Source organism: Frankia sp. RB5 (assembly GCF_059816245.1).
This window is the reverse complement of the sequence record NZ_JCBATA010000058.1, coordinates 33,726-50,822: the sequence shown is the minus strand read 5'-3', so window position 1 is coordinate 50,822 and position 17,097 is coordinate 33,726. Positions and strand designations below refer to the sequence as shown.

Genomic DNA, 17,097 nt, shown 5'->3' with positions numbered 1-17,097 from the left:
GCACCAGACGACATGGAAGCCGAGATCATAGACCCCACCCGCCCCTCCGGTCACCTGCCGCACCACACCGGCGACTATACCAGCGCGGTCCATCTAACCATCGCGGTCCATACCGGATTCCCCTGCCACCCAAAGGCAGCAGTCCCCTCCGGAGGTATTTGATGGAGACGTTCGGTGCCATACTCGTCGTTCTGGTCCTGCTGCTCATTCCGGTGATCATCGTCGGTGGGGCTCTGACCTGGTCCTATCTGCGCTGTGCGCCGCTGCGGGCGGCCGCTGCGGTCGAGGCGGCCCGGGAGCTGCGCCACCGTCCCGACCAGCCGGCCGCCGGTGGCGCCCCGTTCTCGCCGGGCCACGGCGCACGACGCGCCGCCTGACGGCCGATCCGGCCATCCCCGACATGTCCGGCCGGTCCCTCGGCAAGGATGTGGGGCATGAGCAGCACCGGACCGCGCGACCGGGCCGAGGGGCAGCGCGCCGACCAGACCGAGGTACGCGGTGCTGAGCGCGCCGGCCGGGCCGACAGCGCTGGCGCAGTGGTCGGCCAGGGCGACGAGCCGCCGGAGGGCGAGCCGTTGACCCGGGGGTTCGTCCTGGTGGGGCCGGGGGCGAGCTTCGGGGTCGAGCTGCTGCGCCGGTTCGGCCGGGAGGGGTTCGTGCTCGGCGTCGTGTCCCGGTCGACCGACACGCTCGCCCGCGTCCGCGACGCGCTCGCGCCGGACGGCCTCGCCGTCGCCGGTGCCGTCGCCGACGTGACGGACGCGCCGGCGCTCGCCGCGGCCCTCGGGCGGGTCGCCACCGAGATCGGCGGGCTCACCACCCTCGTCTACAACGCCAAGCTCAGCATCCGCGGCGCCGCCCTCACGGTGCCGCCCGCCACGGTGAACCAGACCCTGGCGGTGAACGTCACCGGCGCGCTGGCCGCCATCCAGGCGGCGGCCGTCCTGCTCGCGGAGCGCCCGGCCGCGACGATCCTCGTCACCTCGGCCGGCGCGCGCACCGAGCCGGTGGCCGGGCGGTTCGCCCTCGCCGTCGGGAAGGCGGGCCTGACCGCCCTCGCCGAGGCGCTGCGCCCCACGCTCACCACCCGCGGCATCCGGCTGCGGACCGTCGTCCTGGACGGCCGGGTGGCGCCGGGCGGGCCGCTGCGCCCGGACGCCGTCGCCGAGCACTTCTGGCAGGCGTTCGCGTCCCCGCGTGGGGACGTGTTCCGGCTCGCTCCGACCAGGCGGGACATCCCGGTGGCGCAACTGCCGCTGGAGGTGTGAGCTGGTGCCGTCCTGCCCCGCGCGGTGCCGGCGTCGGCAATCCGACATGTCCGTCCCAGGGTTGATCGGACCTGAGAGCCGGTGGAATGGAATGAACATGCGACGATCCGGCAGGGCCTGATGCGGCACGACCGTCAGGTGCGACGACCACAGCGCGACGGCGGGCTCCGGCGCGGCAGGGCAGGAGATCTCCGGTGAACGACGGACGCGACCGCGACAGGCAGCATGCGGACGGTACCCCCAGCGACAAGGACGCGACCCGGCTCGGCGCCGCCGGCTCGGGATCGCCGGGCGCCTCGGGCGGGTCGGGATCTCCGGGCGCGGGGCGCCCCCCGCGGGCGGGCGCGCCGGTGGGACCACCGCCGCCGGCCGACTCGTTCCGCCCGGCCGGCCCACCCCCACCCCCGGACTCGTTCCGCCCTGGCCGCCCGCTCGACGCCCCCGCGGGCCCCGGCGGCGCGGGCCGGCCCGGCGCGGCGCCGACGGAGCGGACGGCCGCGGTCCCCCGTGGCGGCGCCGGTGCGGACCGGCCCGTCCCTCGGGAGACCGACGAGGGCACGACGGCGATCGATCGCGGCCGGGGCGCGGGCGGCGGCTCCGCGGTGCGCCTGGGCAAGGCGGGTGGCGGACGGGCCCCCGCCGACCCGGCCGCCCCGTGGCCGGGGACCGTCCGGCCCGAGCCCGGGGCCGACACCGACGCCGAGTCCGCCACGTTCCGCCCCGACGACCGCTGGCCCGGGCATGGCCAGACGGCGGCCTACGACCAGCAGTCCGCCTATGACCAGCCAGCCGCCTATGACCAGCAGGCCGCCTACGACCAGCCAGCCGCCCCCTATGGCCAGCCGTCCGCGTACGGGCAGCAGGCGCCCTACGGCGGGCAGCAGCAGGCCGCGTACGGCCAGCCACCCGCCGCCGGCCCGTCCGGTGAGCAGCCGCCGCCCGGCGCCGCCCAGGGCGGACGGCCCGGCGCCGCGGCGCCCGGCCGTCCGCCGCGCCGCCGCCGGCGCCGCGTGCTGGCGATCGTCCTCGTCGTCCTCGTCGTCCTGTTCGTCGTCGGGGACCGCATCGGCGTGGCCGTCGCCAAGGACCAGATGCGCAAGCAGGTGGTGGCGTCCATCGGTGAGAACCTCAAGCCGGGCGACCCGGTGCCGACGGTGACCGACGTCAGCATCGGCGGCTTCCCGTTCCTCACCCAGGTGCTGTTCGGCAAGTACAAGGACATCGGCGTCGGGATCGAGGGCATCGCCACCCCCGGCCCGAAGATCTCCTCGGTCAAGGCCCACCTCAAGGGCCTGCATGTGCCGTTCGGTGACGCCATCAGCGACAACGTGGGCGAGGTACCTGTCGACTCGGTGAAGGCCACCGTCGGCATCACCTACGCCGACCTCAACGCCTACCTCGCCAGGCAGCCGGGCAAGATGACGGTCACCCCGGTCGACGGCGGCAAGCGGGTCGAGGTCAGCGGCATCGCGGACATCCCCGGCTTCGGGGCCCAGCAGGTGGGCGGCGTCATCACCTTCGGGGTCACGAACAACATGCTGACGCTGGCGCCGTCCTCGATCAGGCTGAAGGGGGCGCTCAACTTCACCATCCCCCTTCCCGGCGGATCACTGCTGCCGTCGCTGCCGATCCCGGTGTCCGGCCTGCCGTTCAGCCTGCGCGTCGTGCAGGCGTCCACGAACGCGAACGGGCTGTCCCTCACCGCGACCGCCAAGGACGTCGTCCTCCCGCCGGCGTGACGTGCTCGCGGGCGATCGCGTCCCGGCTGGGCGGACGCGCCCGCGGCCCGTACGGCTCAGTGACGGGTGATCGCGGCCCGCTGCCGGGCGATCTCCCCGGGCGGGCATGATTCGTACCACATATCGCGCCGGGGTCCGGCCGTTCCCGGGCGGCGGCGGGCCGTGCCGTCGTGGCCGGCGGGGGCGTCGCCGCGGGCCGCCGGCTCCGTCCGGGAGCGTCGGGTCGGGCGTCGACGTCCACCGTTCGCGACCGCGCCGGGGCGATGCCCAGGGCGCGTGTGCAGGCATTTCCCGGGTGGGAGGCAGGTGCTTCGGGGTTCCGTGGGCTGCTGGTGTGGATCGGTTGGGTGCGGACGGCTCCCTGACGCGCCGTGCCCCGTCACCCCTGCGGTCGGATCGGCGACAGATGCCACTGCCGGGGATCGTCGGCCGGCATTCTCATAGGGTGCCGCTCGGGAGGCGCGCGTCAGCATCGTCGCCGCCTCCGTGGCGCGGTCGCCGCACCGGGGGGGACGACCCGGCTCCAGCGGGCGGGCCCGTGCGGAGCAACCGGAACATCCAGATCACGAGGCGGCGGGAACTCGAAAGATGTCCACAGGTCGAACGCGGTGCAGGCGCGGGCGCAGATCGACTCGACGCCAACCATCCCCCGGGGTGGATCAAGGTCATCCCGCGACGCTACGATCGGACATCCGGCATGATCGGTCAACCCGCGTGACCGTTCGACGTCGCACCGCCGCCTGGCCCTGTGGCAGCGCACGACCTGGCGGTGGCGCACGATCCGGCGCCAACGCATCATCCGGTGACAAGGCTCGACCCAACGGCATCGCCAGACCTAACGGCATCGCTCGACCTGATGGCAACGGCAACGCTCGACTTGGTGACAAGGTGGAGTTCGGCGGGACATCCCGGCCAGCGTCCCGTCGCGAAGGGGGAAACACGTGCAGACGACCTTCCTGAGAGTCGTCACCGAGGCCGGTGCGGCCACCGTGCCGGCCGAGGCCCAGTTCATCATCGGCCGCGCCCGGACCGCCGACTACGTCATCGCCGACTCCCGGGTCTCCCGCCGTCACCTCCTCCTCGAGCAGACCGGCAGCGGCTGGGTCGTGCGTGACATCAGCTCCAACGGCACCTGGCTCGACGGGCAGCGGATGCCCGAGGCCGTCGCCGTCGACGGTGAGCTGCGCTTCCACCTCGGCACGCCGACGGGTCCCGAGGTCGTCGTCCACCCCGAGTTCCCGCAGGGCCGGGGCCCGGTTGACGAGCCGGCCTACGACCCCGGCTACGACATGCAGACGATGCTGCCCAACGCCGCCGGCTACACCCCGCCCCGCCCGACCGGCGGCCGCGGCGGTCGCCCCGCGCACCAGGGCCCGACGAGCCCGGCGCAGCGCGGCCGCGACTACGGCGACGACCGCGACCGGGGCCACGACGAGCGCTCCTCCGGCCTGACCAGCCTCGAACAGGAGCACGAGCGGCGCACCACCTACCGCCTGCGCCAGGGCACGATGTCGATCGGCCGCGCCCGCGACAACGACGTCGTCATCACCGACCTGCTCGCCTCCCGCCGGCACGCCGAGCTCTACATCGGCCGCTCCGGCGTCCAGATCGCCGACCTCGACTCCGCCAACGGCGTCTTCGTCAACGGTCGCCGGATCAACCGGACGAACCTGAACCAGGGCGACGTCATCGCGGTCGGTCACCACATCTTCCAGCTCGAGGGCGATCAGCTCGTCGAGTACATCGACTCCGGTGACGTCAGCTTCGAGGCCGACAACCTCAACGTCTTCGCCGGCCAGAAGCAGCTCATGCACGACATGACGTTCAAGCTGCCCGGCCGCGCGCTGCTCGGTGTCGTCGGCCCGTCCGGTGCCGGCAAGTCGACCCTGCTCAACGCGCTGACCGGCTTCCGCCCCGCGGACAAGGGCAACGTCCGCTACGCGGGCCGGGACCTCTACTCCGAGTACGACGAACTGCGCCGCCGCATCGGCTACGTGCCGCAGGAGGATCTGCTGCACACCTCGCTCACGGTGCGCAAGGCCCTCGAGTACGGAGCCCAGCTCCGCTTCCCGCCGGACGTCACCAAGGTCGAGCGCCGTAACCGGGTCGACGAGGTCCTCGCCGAGCTCGGCCTCACCCAGCACGCGAACACCCAGGTCTCGAGGCTCTCCGGTGGCCAGCGCAAGCGGACCTCGGTGGCCCTGGAGCTGCTGACCCGGCCGACCCTGCTGTACTTGGACGAGCCGACCTCCGGCCTCGACCCGGGCATGGACAAGAACGTCATGGAGTCGCTTCGCAAGCTCGCGAACGACGGCCGGACGGTCATCGTGGTCACCCACAGTGTCGCCCAGCTCGACCTGTGTGACTACATCCTCGTCCTCGCGCCCGGCGGCTACGTCGCCTACTTCGGCCCGCCGCAGGACGCGCTGTCCTTCTTCGGCAAGCGCGACTACCCCGACGTCTTCCTCAACCTCGAGGCGACGCCCGGCGCCGAGTCGGCCGCCCGCTTCCGCAACTCCCGCTACTTCGTCCCCGCGTCGATCACCGCGCCGTCGGCCCGCCCGGCGCCGGAGGAGCTGCCGTCGCTGCGGCAGCAGTCCGTCGCCTCGCAGCTCGTCACACTGAGTCGACGAACCATGGCCGTGGTCGCGTCGGACAAGTCCTACCTACGGCTCATCATCGCCTTCCCGTTCCTGCTCGGGCTGATCCCCAGAGCCATCGGCGGAAACTTCGAACTCACAGCCGACCAGGCCAAACAGTTCTCACCAAACTCCGACGGCCCCACGATCTTGTTGATCATGGTGCTCTGTGCCTGTTTCATGGGCATGGCGAACTCCGTCCGAGAGATCGTCAAGGAACGGGCGATCTATCGCCGAGAGAGAGCCATCGGCCTGTCCCGCACGGCGTACATCGGGTCGAAGGTGCTCGTTCTGACCTTCATCACCGTCGCGCAGGCGATCCCCTTCACCCTGATCGGCCTCGCCGGGCGAACGCCGAAGGACGCCCTCATCGGCCCGAACTCGCTGCTTCCGATGCTGCTCGCCGTCATCGTCGTCTCGCTGTCCTCCGCCATGCTCGGCCTGCTGATCTCGGCCATGGTCGACAACGCGGACAAGACGATGCCGCTGCTGGTCCTGCTCACCATGGGCCAGCTGATCTTCAGTGGCGGCATCGTGCCGGTCCACGGCACTGTCGGCCTCGAGCAGGTCGCCTACGTCGCGCCGGCCCGCTGGGGCTTCGCCTCCATGTCCTCGGTCGCCGACCTGAACCGCATCACGCTCGCCGGTGTCGTCCGCCCCGACGACCCGACGAAGAAGGTGAACCCGAAGGTCGTCGTCGACCCGACGTGGCAGCACACGGTCTCGACCTACGTCACCGACATCGCCGCCGGCGTCTTCGTCGGCCTCGTCTGCATCATCATCGCCTCCGTCCTCATCCGCCGCATGGACCCGAAGACCGTCAAGCGCGCCCCCGCCACCCCCGCCGGCGCCCCTCCCCGCTGACCCGCCCCGCCGGCGCACCCTCTCCTCGCCGACCCGCCGAGACCACCCGCGGGCCTCGGCCCGCCGTCGACGGCCGGCTCCCCTACCCGGGGAGCCGGCCGTCGACGCGTCCGCCCCGGGCGTTGCGTGGGAACGGGAGTTTCTGCCAGTTTCAACGGGACGAATCGGGCAGGGAGCCATGCGAAAGTGGCACGTCGAGGCCTTCCCCTGCGGCGCCGGGGCGCCACCCGACGGGTGTGCGCGGACAGGTAGCTCCTACCGCTGCGCGAGCCTTCGAGCTCAGGGCGCGAGTCCTCCAGCTCAGGCGCTCGGTGCGGTCCCGCCCGCGCGTGCCGCTGCCGAGCGAAGCGCGTCCGCCACGACCCGCACGAGCTTCGCCGGCGCGGAAAGCGCGTCCCACCAGGTGAAACGGAGGACGTCCCAGCCGAGGCGGACCAGGTCGTTCTGACGGGCGCGATCGCGATGCAGGGCCGCCGGCAGGCCATGGGGGCCGACCCCGTCCGCCTCGACAGCAAGGCGTACGCCCGGCCAGGCGAAGTCGACGCGGGCCACCAGCCGGCCGCTGTGCGGATCACGCACCGGCCACTGCGACTGCTCGGGCAGCAGGCCAGCGTCACCGAGAAGCAGGCGCAGCCGTGTCTCCAGCGGTGACTCGGCCGCGCCGTCGACCAGCGCCCACCACGTCCGGGTACGGCTCCCGCCCCGGCGGGAGAGCACGCGCTCGCCTACGACCGCGAGATCGCGCGCGGACAGTCGCCGCTCGTGCAGCATCGCGTCGAGGACACTGACGACGAGCTCGCGATCGCGCAGCAGTGCGAGATCCTCCAGCGTTCTCCGCGCCGAGGTGGTGCGCAGGCCGCCGAGGTCAACGACGTCTCCGTCCCGCAGCGTCATTCCGTAGCGCTGAAAGCCCTGCCGTCCGCGGGGCCGCTCGCCAGCCGGGCACGGCGAGTTCGACCAGCTCCGGTGGCCGCAACAGCGGCAGCGCCGGCAGGCCGTGCAGCCGAGCCGCGGTGAGCCCACAGATCACCCCGCCGGCCACGGCGAGGACGGCTCTGGCGCTGGCTCGGATCACGTCGCGGACCGGCGGCACGAACAGCGCACCACGAACGGGGGAAGTCCAGCCGTCACGGCGTCGCCGCAGGACAAGCGCGTTCTCCGACAGGCCGAGCTGGTGGGCCTGGCGGCGGGTGACGACGTCGTCCTGACGGCGCGCCAGCGCGACGACTCTGTCGTGGGGCGTGGACATCGCCCCAGTCTCGGCCGTGCCGGCCGCCGGTGGCCGATGGATCCGCGCGCTGTGGAAAACCCGCCCGCCGACCCGGCAGATCCGGCGCGACCCCCGTCCTCAGCGGACAGCGGGCCTTCGCCGGACTGGCCGGGCTACGGCGGATCTGGATGACGTCAGGTCAGCCGGAGTTCCAGCGGGGGTGGGCGGAGAGGAAGCGGTCCTCGGTGAGGGGATGGTCGGAGGCGGTGGGGTTGTTCGGGTCGAGGATGCGCAGCTGCTTGCGGTCGTCGCCGCGGTTCGAGCTGAAGATGATCCGGGGGTCGTCCTTCGGGCCGAAGGTCGGGTCCATGTCGTCGCCCCGGGCGCGGGTGAGCTGCGTGATGTTCTTGCCGTCGGAGTCCATCTCGAAGATCTCGAGGTCGCCGTTCTGTTTCCGGGTGAAGGCGATCTTGCTGCCGTCGGGGGACCAGGCCGGGTCGGTGTCGTCGTTGCCCTGGTTCAGGGTCAGCTTGTCAGGCTGGGCGCCTTCCGTCACCGGGATCGTCACGATGAAGCCTCGCTGGCCGCCACCCAGGATTGACCAGTACGCGATGCGGTCGCCGCTGGGCGACCAGGCGGGGTCGGTGGCCTGTTCGGCCGCGTTCTTGATCCGGGTGACGCCCTGCGTCTTCAGGTTGACGATGTAGAGCCCGGACGCGGCGGTGCCCTTGTCGTCGGTCAAGGAGCGCGTGACCATCGAGCCGCCGTCGGGGGAGAGGGAAGCGCGCGAGTCGCCGGGAATCGTCAGGTTCTTGGCGGCGCCTGAGGCGAGCAGTGGCACGGCCTTGCCCGATCCGTCGGCCGCGATCGCCATGTACTGGGTGCGGTTCGCGCTCTCCACGGAGTAGACGACCGTCTGGCGGTCGATGGAGATCACGGGAAGGATCTCTTTCGCGGGGGTGCTGGTGATCTGCTTCTGCCCGGTGAGCAGACCGGCCGGGCCGACGGTGGCGCTGAACAGGTCGTAGCTGCCGTTCTTCTGCGCCGTGTAGACCATCGTCGCGTCGCTGAGCGCCGTGGCCGACTTCGGCAGGGGGAACGCAGCGCTGCCTGCCGGCGCGGTCGCGCTCGCTCCGGGCGTCGAGCCGGCTCCGGCGGTGGCGGTGTTGTCGTCCTTGCCTCCACCGCCGAGGGCCAGGATCGTCGCGATGATCGCGCCGACCACGACGACGCCGCCGCCTACGAGCAGCGGGGCGCGGCTGCGCCCGCGGCTGCGGCGCTTCTCGTCGGGTGCCGGCCTGGTGTCCCCGGGTCCGCCGGAGCCACCGGCGCCGAACGTCCCGCCCGCGCCGGGCGCGCCCTGCGGGTAGCCAGGGTCCTGGGGTCCCCCGGGGCCGCCGAAGCCGCGCGCACCGCCGGTCGCGTACCCGCCGCCGGCGCCGGTGCCGGTGCCGGTGGGCAGCCGGGTGGGTGCGTCCTGGTCGGCGGTGTAGCCGGCGGTGGACGGGCCGCCGGTGCCGGACGGCAGGCGGGTGGGGTCGTCGGGGCCGAGGGTGTAGCCGCCGCCGGGGCCGGTGGCGTTCGGCTGGGTGCCGGCGGCGGGGGAGGGGAGCTGCCAGCCCTGCAGGACGTTGGTGACGTCCTCGGGGTTGACGGCGGCCGCGGCATCGGGGTTGGAGCTGGCGGGGTCGCCGAGCAGGCGGAGCATGAGCTGCTGGGCGCTCGGGCGGCCGGCCGGGTCCTTGCGCATGGCCAGCCAGACGATCGGGCGCAGGGCCGGGTCGACGTCGTCGAGGCGGGGCTCCTCGTGCAGGGCGCGGTAGAGCAGCACCTGCGCGGAGGCCTCGCCGAACGGGTAGTGGCCGGTGGCGGCGAAGGCGACCAGGCCGCCCCAGGCCCAGATGTCCACCGCCGAGCTGATCGGCCGGCTCTCGATCTGCTCCGGGGACATGAACGCGGGCGTGCCGAGCTGCTGGAGGTCGCCGGTCAGGCCGCTGCCGGCGTCGACGGTGCGGGCGATGCCGAAGTCGATCACCCGGGGGCCGAAGGGCGAGAGGATGACGTTGGCGGGCTTGAGGTCGCGGTGGACGATGCCGGCGCTGTGGATGGCGGTGAGCGCGGCGGCGACGCCGACGGCGAGCTGCTCGAGGTTCGCGTCGGCCAGTGGGCCGTTGCGCTGCACGTAGCGGGCGAGCGTCTCGCCCTCGATGAACTCGGTGACCAGGTAGGGCCACTCGGCGTCGGGGTCGGCGTCGAGCACCTCGGCGGTGCAGACCCGGGCGACGCGCCGGGCCGTCTCGGCCTCCAGCCGGAACCGGGCGCGGAACTCGGGATTCCCGACGGCCTCAGTGCGGATCACTTTGATCGCGACCAGGCGGCCCTTCTCGGAGCGGCCCAGGTAGACCGTGCCCATGCCACCCTGGCCTAGCTTGCCGAGCAGGGTGTACGCGCCGAGCCTGGGAGGGTCGTCCGGACCGAGAGGAATGGCGCGCGCCGCCACACCTGCATCCGATGACGCCATGGACCTGTACCCCTGCCTGCCGCGCGCCGACCGCGCCTCCGCCGGACGGTGCGCCCTGAGCGCCCGTCCGCCGGCCTCACGCACCGACCCTTGATCGACCATGGTGATCTGCTCCGCCGGTAGGCGGATCAGTTGGGAAAATCTTAGGCGAGTGTCGCCCTGAACAGGACTGTCGGGGCAGCGACTGTGGACAAGGTGTCGTTGTCAAGGGAATGACATCAATCCGGAGCGTTCGTCCCGCCCCGTTCGCCGATCCGTGTGCCATCGTCGGGGGCACCGAGATCGTCGCAGTCGCGGACGGAGAGTCACGCATGGTGAGGACGTTCACCCGTATCGCCCGGATGGCCGGGGCGCTGAGCTGCGCAGCCGCGCTGCTCGGGCTCGCTGCCTGTTCCGGCGGCAGTGACGACGGTGGCGCAGCGAAACCAACCACGGCAGCGGGCGCCGCGTCGGGTGCGCCGGTCGCCGCGTCCGCGTCGCCGGGTTCGGCCGGCTCGGGCGGCGCCCAGGCGGCTGCTCCGACCACGCCGGTCTGGGGATTCACCCGCTTCACCTCGCCGGCCACGCCGGTGGGCACGCAGACCGTGCTGCCGGCGTCGGAGAGCTCCGGCAGCTGGCGCACCGGCGGTGGCTCCGCCGCGTCCGCCCACGTCATGGTCACGCACCTGGCGCGCGGCAGCTATCAGGTGACCTTCCCGGGCGTCGCGGTCCCGAGCGGGCGGGGTGTCGCCTTCGCGACCGCCCTCGACGCCCCCGGAGCCGCCGCGTCCGCCCCGGTGGTGTCCTGCCGCACCGTGCGCTGGGACGCGGCCGCCCGCGACGAGCAGGTCGAGGTGGCCTGCCGCGACGCGGCGGGAACGCCCGCCGATACCGGCTTCACGGCGCTGTTCGACCACGTTCCGGACGCCGCCGCGCCCTCACCGGGCGGGGCCTTCGCCTACCTGCGGGTCGACGCCGCCGGGGCGGCGGCCGCGACGTCGAAGCCGGTCGACTCCTACAGCGTCGCGGGCCCGGGCACGATCGAGGTCCACCGGGTCGGCGCCGGGCACTACACGATCGACCTCATCGGCCCGGCGTTCGCCAAGAACGGGAACAACCTGCAGGTCAACGCGACCGGCGAGGGCGAGATCGGCTGCAACGCCCTCGGCCGCGTGGTCGGGAAGGACCGCCAGTCGGTGTTCGTCGGCTGCGCCCGCGGCGCGACCTGGACGGACAGCCCCTTCGCCCTGCTCTACACCAGCGGCCACGCGCTGATCCCGACGGACGCCACGAGCTTCGGCCACGCCTTCACCGGCATCACCGTGCAGGGCGGCCCGACCCAGCAGGCGCCGATCGGCCCGGCGGTGAACGCCTGGGGCTGGTACTCGGCGAACAGCACGGGAGCGACCAACCAGGTCCGCCGCCTCGCCGTCGGCCGCTACGAGGTCACCTTCCCCAGCGTCGCCCGGAACGCGGACTCGCTGCAGGTCACGCCCTACGGCGAGCCGACGGCCCGCTGCTCCGCCGCGGGTGCCGGCGCCACCGCGGCGGCGAGCACCGGGGGCGCGGCCACCATCACGGTCCGCTGTGTGGACGCGGCTGGACGCCCGGCTGACAGCTACGCCAGTGTCGCCTACGTCAGCGCCCCCGGCTCCACCACGCCCTGACCCGAGCCCCCGGCCCGCGACCCCGCGACCCCGCGACCCCGTAGACCTGGGCGCGTCCCGGGGACACCGCCCCCCGCCGGTGCCCCCGGACCCCCAGGCCCCCCGCTGGCGACCGGCCGGACGCGAGGGCCGCGACGCCCCCGAACGGCGCGTGCCCACCGCGGCGGGCCGGTCTGAACGCATCAAACCGTCGTGGGCCCGCCGACACCTCGTATCTCGGCGGTTTCCCGAAGCTTTCGGCAGATCATCCGTCTGTTTCGGGGGCAGCGTCGGTGTCGACGGTCCGCAGGATGTCGTTCACCTCGCGGCGGGGGGTGGGCTCGGCCGGCGCCGTGGTCGGCTCCGGGTAGCCGACTCGCAGGATCATCTGGACGTGCCCGAGCCCGCCGGTCGCGCCGCGGAACTGCTCGCGCATCCCCTCCACGTCGATCGCCTGCGACATCGGCGAGCTGGCCAGCCCGAGCGCCGTCGCGGCGAGCAGCACCCGCTGCATCGCCTCGCCGGCGCGCAGCCGGTCGGCGGTGGTGTCCGCGTCGGTGCCGATCAGCAGGATCCCGGGCCGCTCGACGGCGTGCTCGGCCAGGTGGGTGGTGCCGGTCTCGCCGGCGACGTCGAGGTCCCGCAGGGGGAACTCGGAGCGCCGCGGCGCGTCCAGGTGCACCACGGCACCGCGCGGGATGCCGTCCGCGGCCGGTTCCGTCCGGCTCCAGGAGGAGAGCTCGGCGCGGTAGGCGGCGTTGTGCTCCTCGATCCAGTCGGCCCGCGAGAGCAGGACGCTGACCTGGACGCGCAGGTCGGGATCGGTGGGGGCGGTCAGCCAGGCGCCCTCGGCCTCGGCGGCGGCGCGCAGCCGGCTGATGGCGTCCGCGGGCAGGGGGCGCTCCTCGAAGGGGCGCCGGTCGGTGTGACGGCGGGGGATCGCCGCGGCGAGGGCACGCTCGGTGTCGTCGGCGGGCAGGCTGCCGGCGAGGGTGACCCGCGCCAACGGCGCCGAGCCGATGTTGTCGCCGTCCGGCAGGAGCGTGACCTGGGGTGACAGGCCGCGGATCCGCAGCGCCAGCCGGGCGTTGCACAGCGCCGCCCCACAGCTGAGCAGCAGCTGACGGCCCTGCGGGTCGGCGACGTCGAGCTGGCGGGAGCGGTCGGCGAACAGGGTGAGCCCGCCCGCGTCGAGCTGCCACAGCCAGGGCTGGGTGTTGTGGATGGACGGCGCCGCGGCAGACGCGGCGACCACCTCCCGAGCCAGCTCCGCGGTCAGTGGGGGTGTTACGGACCGCGCCGTGTCGGTGGACATGTCGGCCTCCCTTCGTCCGGTACCACCCAAGCCTGCCGGGGCGGCGATGTCTCCGACATGCCCCGACCGGAACCCGTCACGCGGGACCGACGGAGGTTCGGCGGGAGCCGGACGGCCCTGCCCTGCGCCGCCCCGCCCAGCCCCGCCCAGCACGGCCGCGGCCGCCACGTCCGGCCTCGGTGCCCGGAGTGGCGGCGATGCCTGCGGGTAGCCCCAAGGCATGGCTGGAACTGACACCGAGGCGGTGGTCGCCGAACTGCTCGCCCGGCACGGGCGCACCTTCGCCGAGGAGATCGGCGCCGACGTGCCCGCCGACACGGCCGAGGCGATGTTCAGGCTGACCGTCTTCGCGCTGCTCGCCGGCGCGCGGATCCGCACGGCCGCCGCGGTCCAGGCCTGCCGCGCGCTGATGGACGCCGGCTGGACCGACGCCGCCGCCATGGCCGACGCGACCTGGGCGCAGCGCACCCGGGTGCTCAACCACAACGGGTACGCCCGCTACGACGAGAGCACGTCCCGCCAGCTCGCCGACGCCTGCGACTACCTGTCCGAGACCTACGACGGGGACGTGCGGCGCCTGCGGGAGGCCGCCGGCCAGTCACCGGAGCGCGAGCGGGCGCTGCTTCAGAAGATCAAGGGGATCGGCCCGGTCGGCGCCGACATCTTCCTGCGCGAGGCCCAGGCCGGCTGGGACGAACTCGTCCCCTACCTGGACGAACGGGTCCGTCACACGGCCGGCGAGCTGGGCCTGCCGACCAGCGTGACGCGGCTCGTCGACCTCGTCGACCGCGCCGACCTGCCGCGTCTGGTCGCCGCGCTGGTGCGGGTGCGCCAGGAGCACGACGTCGCCGACCTGCGCGAGGCCACCTCCGGCGGCTGACGGGCGGAGCGCCTTCCAACGGTCGCGGAGCCGCCGTCCGACGGCCGGTGACACCCTCGGACGGCCGGTGACGCAGTGCCCGCCGCCGCGCAGTGCCCGCCGCCGACGGGTGACCCGCCGGCGCGGGTACCCGTTCGGTGCAACCCGACGGGACGAACGGCTCCCGCCGGGCGACGCGGCGTCCGTACCCTGGACGGTGCGCCGATCCTCCCGGGCCCGGTCAGGTGCCCGGCCGGGGTGGACACGGGGCACCGGCGGCAGGCTGGGACGGTTCGCGCCGCAAGGGCTGTAACCTTCCAGGCTCAACGCCGCGCGTTCAGGGGCGGGCCGGGCGCGCCGGGCGGGGGCTGCCGTCCGGCCGACGATCCGCCCGCCGTCCGGCGGCCGAGCCGTCCACCAGGATTCCGAGGCAGACCCGGAGGAGCGTCCGTGCCGAGCACGCAGGATGTCGAGCGCGCCCGCGAGCAGGCGTACCTGGACACGCTGTACACCCGGCTGGACGAGGTACGGGAGATCACCCGCGAGCAGCTGCGCGGCGTGCTGCTCGCCGTGGGCACGGGCACCCCGCAGTCAATCGTCGAGCGGGACGTCTTCGCCGCGGCGCACGCCGACCGGCTCGCCCGCCTCGACGCCGCCGAGGGTCGGCTCTGCTTCGGCGCGATGGACCACGCCGACGGCCGGCGCACCTACATCGGCCGCATCGGGCTGTCCGACAGCGAGCAGGAACCGATCCTCGTCGACTGGCGCGCGCCCGTCGCGACCGCGTTCTACCGGGCGACGCTGGCCGATCCGCACGGCCTGGTCCGCCGCCGCCACCTGCGCACCCGCGGCCGTGAGGTCACCGGCATCGCCGACGATCCACTCGGCCTGCCCGACCCGGCCAGCGCCGGCGCGAGCGCGGCGGACGGCGCCGAGGGCGCAGGCGCCAACGCCAACGCCGGTGCGACAGCCGTCCAGTCGGGCGACGCGATGCTGCTCGAGGCGCTCGCCGCGCCGCGCACCGGCCGCATGCACGACATCATCGCCACCCTGCAGGCCGAGCAGGACCGGATCATCCGGGCGCGGGCGAACGGCATCCTCGTCGTCGACGGCGGACCGGGCACCGGCAAGACCGCCGTCGCCCTGCACCGCGCCGCCTACCTGCTCTACAACGACCGGGCCCGGCTGGACCAGTCCGGCGTGCTGATCGTCGGGCCGAGCCCGGTGTTCCTGCGCTACATCGACCAGGTGCTGCCCTCGCTCGGCGAGACGGGCGTGGTCTTCGCCACGCCGGCACGCCTGTTCCCCGGCGTGGACGCCACCGGGACGGAACCGGTCGAGGCCGCCGCGCTCAAGGGCGACCCGCGGATGGCCGACATCGTCGCCACCGCGGTCCGCGACCACCAGCGGCTGCCGCGGCGCGAGCTGACCATCCCGTACGACGATCATGTCCTGCGGCTGAGCCGGGACGCGGTCGCCCGGGCGCGCACCCGCGCGCGGCGCAGCCGCCGCCCGCACAACTCGGCCCGTCGCGTCTTCCTGCGCGAGCTGCTGGGCGACCTGACCACGCAGGTGGTCCGGCAGATCCCGGGCGGTCTGCTGGACGCCGACGAGCGCCGCCAGATCACCCGCGACCTGTGGCTCGACGAGGGTGTCCACGCGGCCCTGGACAGGCTGTGGCCGCTGCTGACCCCCCAGCAGCTCGTCGGCGCGCTGTTCACCGACCCGGCGGTGCTGGCACGGGCGGCCGGCGGTCGGCTCACCCCGGCCGAACGCGACCTGCTGGCAGACCTACCGCCGGCGAACCCGCGCATCCCCACCCCGCGTCCCGCCGAGGCCGCGCCGCGCCGCGGCCGCCGCCGGACGTCCCCTTCCAGGGGCGACGCGCTGCAACTGCCCTTCGACACCGACCCGGCACCCGACACCGACCCGGCACCTGGCATCCACCCGGCACCCGACATCCACCCGATCACCGTCGCCGGCGCCCGGCGGCCGGCCGGGGAGCGGCGCTGGACGCCGGCCGACGTCCCCCTGCTCGACGAGGCGGCGGAACTGCTGGGTGATCCCGACGAGGAGGCCGGCCTGGAGGCCGCCCGCCGGGCCGAGCGGGAGCGGGCCGAGGAGCGCGAGTACGCCCGCGGCGTGGTCGACATGCTGGGCCTGCACGGCCAGGTCGACGCGGATGCCCTGGCCGAGCGGTGGTCCGGCCCACGGGTGCGCCGCAGCGCCGCCGAGCACGCCCGCGAGGACCGGTCCTGGGCGTTCGGCCACCTGATCGTCGACGAGGCGCAGGAGATCTCGCCGATGCTGTGGCGGCTGCTGTGGCGCCGCTGCCCGGGGCGCACGGCGACGCTGGTCGGCGACCTCGCCCAGACGGCGCGCCCGGGTGCGCCGACGAGCTGGGAGCAGCTGCTGGGACCCGTGGTCGACGACCGGTTCACCGTCGAGCGCCTCACCGTCAACTACCGCACCCCGCAGGAGATCATGGACGTGGCGGCGGAGGTCCTGCGGGCGCAGGACCCGGCGCTGGTGGTGCCGGTGTCGGTCCGCTCGGCGGGTCGGCGGCCCGCCGCGCTGCGGGTCGGCGACGTGGCCGTCGAGGCGGTGCCCGGGCTCGCGCGGCTGCTGGCCGGCGACCCGCCCGCCGCGGACGGGCCGAGCGCCGAGCTGCTCGCGGCGGTCGCCCACGCTGCCACGGCGGAGGCGGCCGCGGCGGCCGGCGGCCGGGTCGCCGTGATCGCCCGACCGCGCGATGTCCAGCCGTTGCGGGCCGCGCTCATGGCCCTGCTGCCCGACCTCGCCGTCGCCCCCGACTCGATCGACCCGGCGAGCGCCGCCGGCAACGCCCTGGACGCCCCGGTCGCCGTCCTCGGCGTCGCCGAGACGAAGGGCCTCGAGTTCGACGCGGTGGTGCTCGTCGAACCGGCCGACCTGCTCGTCGAGCCGACCCGCGGCCTGGCGGACCTGTACGTCGCGCTGACCCGGGCGACCCGGTCGCTGCGCGTCGTCCACTCCGGCGAGCTGCCGCCGTTCCTGCGCTCCCTCGATGGCGACTGA

The 17,097-nt window shown here is 74.1% G+C and carries 11 protein-coding genes; 7 read left to right on the top strand and 4 right to left on the bottom strand.

The window, feature by feature from the left end:
• The first annotated feature begins 161 nt into the window (after window positions 1-161).
• The 4 genes from AC6EXY_RS25335 to AC6EXY_RS25320 all read left to right on the top strand — a co-directional run bounded on the left by AC6EXY_RS25335 (window position 162) and on the right by AC6EXY_RS25320 (window position 6,510).
• Window positions 162-377, top strand: a complete 216-nt coding sequence (locus tag AC6EXY_RS25335) for a hypothetical protein (protein ID WP_101833939.1) — start codon at window positions 162-164, stop codon at window positions 375-377.
• Between the two features lie 57 nt (window positions 378-434).
• Window positions 435-1,268: an SDR family NAD(P)-dependent oxidoreductase gene (locus AC6EXY_RS25330; RefSeq protein WP_101833937.1), complete on the top strand. Its 834-nt coding sequence runs from the start codon at window positions 435-437 to the stop codon at window positions 1,266-1,268.
• Window positions 1,269-1,462: 194 nt separating this feature from the next.
• Complete coding sequence (locus AC6EXY_RS25325; protein WP_499842418.1) at window positions 1,463-3,007, top strand: LmeA family phospholipid-binding protein; 1,545 nt, start codon at window positions 1,463-1,465, stop codon at window positions 3,005-3,007.
• Window positions 3,008-3,948: 941 nt separating this feature from the next.
• Window positions 3,949-6,510: an FHA domain-containing protein gene (locus AC6EXY_RS25320; RefSeq protein WP_499816529.1), complete on the top strand. Its 2,562-nt coding sequence runs from the start codon at window positions 3,949-3,951 to the stop codon at window positions 6,508-6,510.
• 300 nt (window positions 6,511-6,810) lie between these two features.
• Here AC6EXY_RS25320 and AC6EXY_RS25315 read toward each other — a convergent pair whose 3' ends face one another.
• The 3 genes from AC6EXY_RS25315 to AC6EXY_RS25305 form a co-directional block, all read right to left on the bottom strand.
• Window positions 6,811-7,404: an endonuclease domain-containing protein gene (locus AC6EXY_RS25315; protein ID WP_499816530.1), complete on the bottom strand. Its 594-nt coding sequence runs from the start codon at window positions 7,402-7,404 to the stop codon at window positions 6,811-6,813.
• Window positions 7,376-7,759 (bottom strand): type IV toxin-antitoxin system AbiEi family antitoxin domain-containing protein, encoded by a 384-nt coding sequence (locus AC6EXY_RS25310; protein ID WP_101832873.1) that lies wholly within the window; start codon window positions 7,757-7,759, stop codon window positions 7,376-7,378. Before AC6EXY_RS25310 ends, AC6EXY_RS25315 begins: the two co-directional genes overlap by 29 nt.
• Before the next feature lie 160 nt (window positions 7,760-7,919).
• On the bottom strand, window positions 7,920-10,241 hold the full coding sequence (locus tag AC6EXY_RS25305) for a protein kinase domain-containing protein (RefSeq protein ID WP_101832872.1): 2,322 nt from the start codon (window positions 10,239-10,241) through the stop codon (window positions 7,920-7,922).
• A gap of 311 nt (window positions 10,242-10,552) precedes the next feature.
• Between AC6EXY_RS25305 and AC6EXY_RS25300 the strand changes: the two genes are divergently transcribed.
• Complete coding sequence (locus AC6EXY_RS25300; RefSeq protein ID WP_101832875.1) at window positions 10,553-11,887, top strand: hypothetical protein; 1,335 nt, start codon at window positions 10,553-10,555, stop codon at window positions 11,885-11,887.
• Window positions 11,888-12,131: 244 nt separating this feature from the next.
• On the opposite strand, the gene AC6EXY_RS25295 is transcribed toward AC6EXY_RS25300, so the two are convergent.
• A complete protein-coding gene (locus AC6EXY_RS25295; protein ID WP_101832096.1) occupies window positions 12,132-13,181 on the bottom strand; it encodes an Acg family FMN-binding oxidoreductase in 1,050 nt (349 codons plus the stop codon).
• Between the two features lie 220 nt (window positions 13,182-13,401).
• Here AC6EXY_RS25295 and AC6EXY_RS25290 point away from each other — a divergent pair, with 220 nt between their 5' ends.
• Window positions 13,402-14,061 carry a hypothetical protein gene (locus AC6EXY_RS25290; RefSeq protein ID WP_101832097.1) on the top strand — a complete coding sequence of 220 codons (660 nt, stop codon included), beginning with the start codon at window positions 13,402-13,404 and terminating at the stop codon, window positions 14,059-14,061.
• Window positions 14,062-14,490: 429 nt separating this feature from the next.
• Window positions 14,491-17,097: a helicase domain-containing protein gene (locus tag AC6EXY_RS25285; protein ID WP_101832098.1), complete on the top strand. Its 2,607-nt coding sequence runs from the start codon at window positions 14,491-14,493 to the stop codon at window positions 17,095-17,097.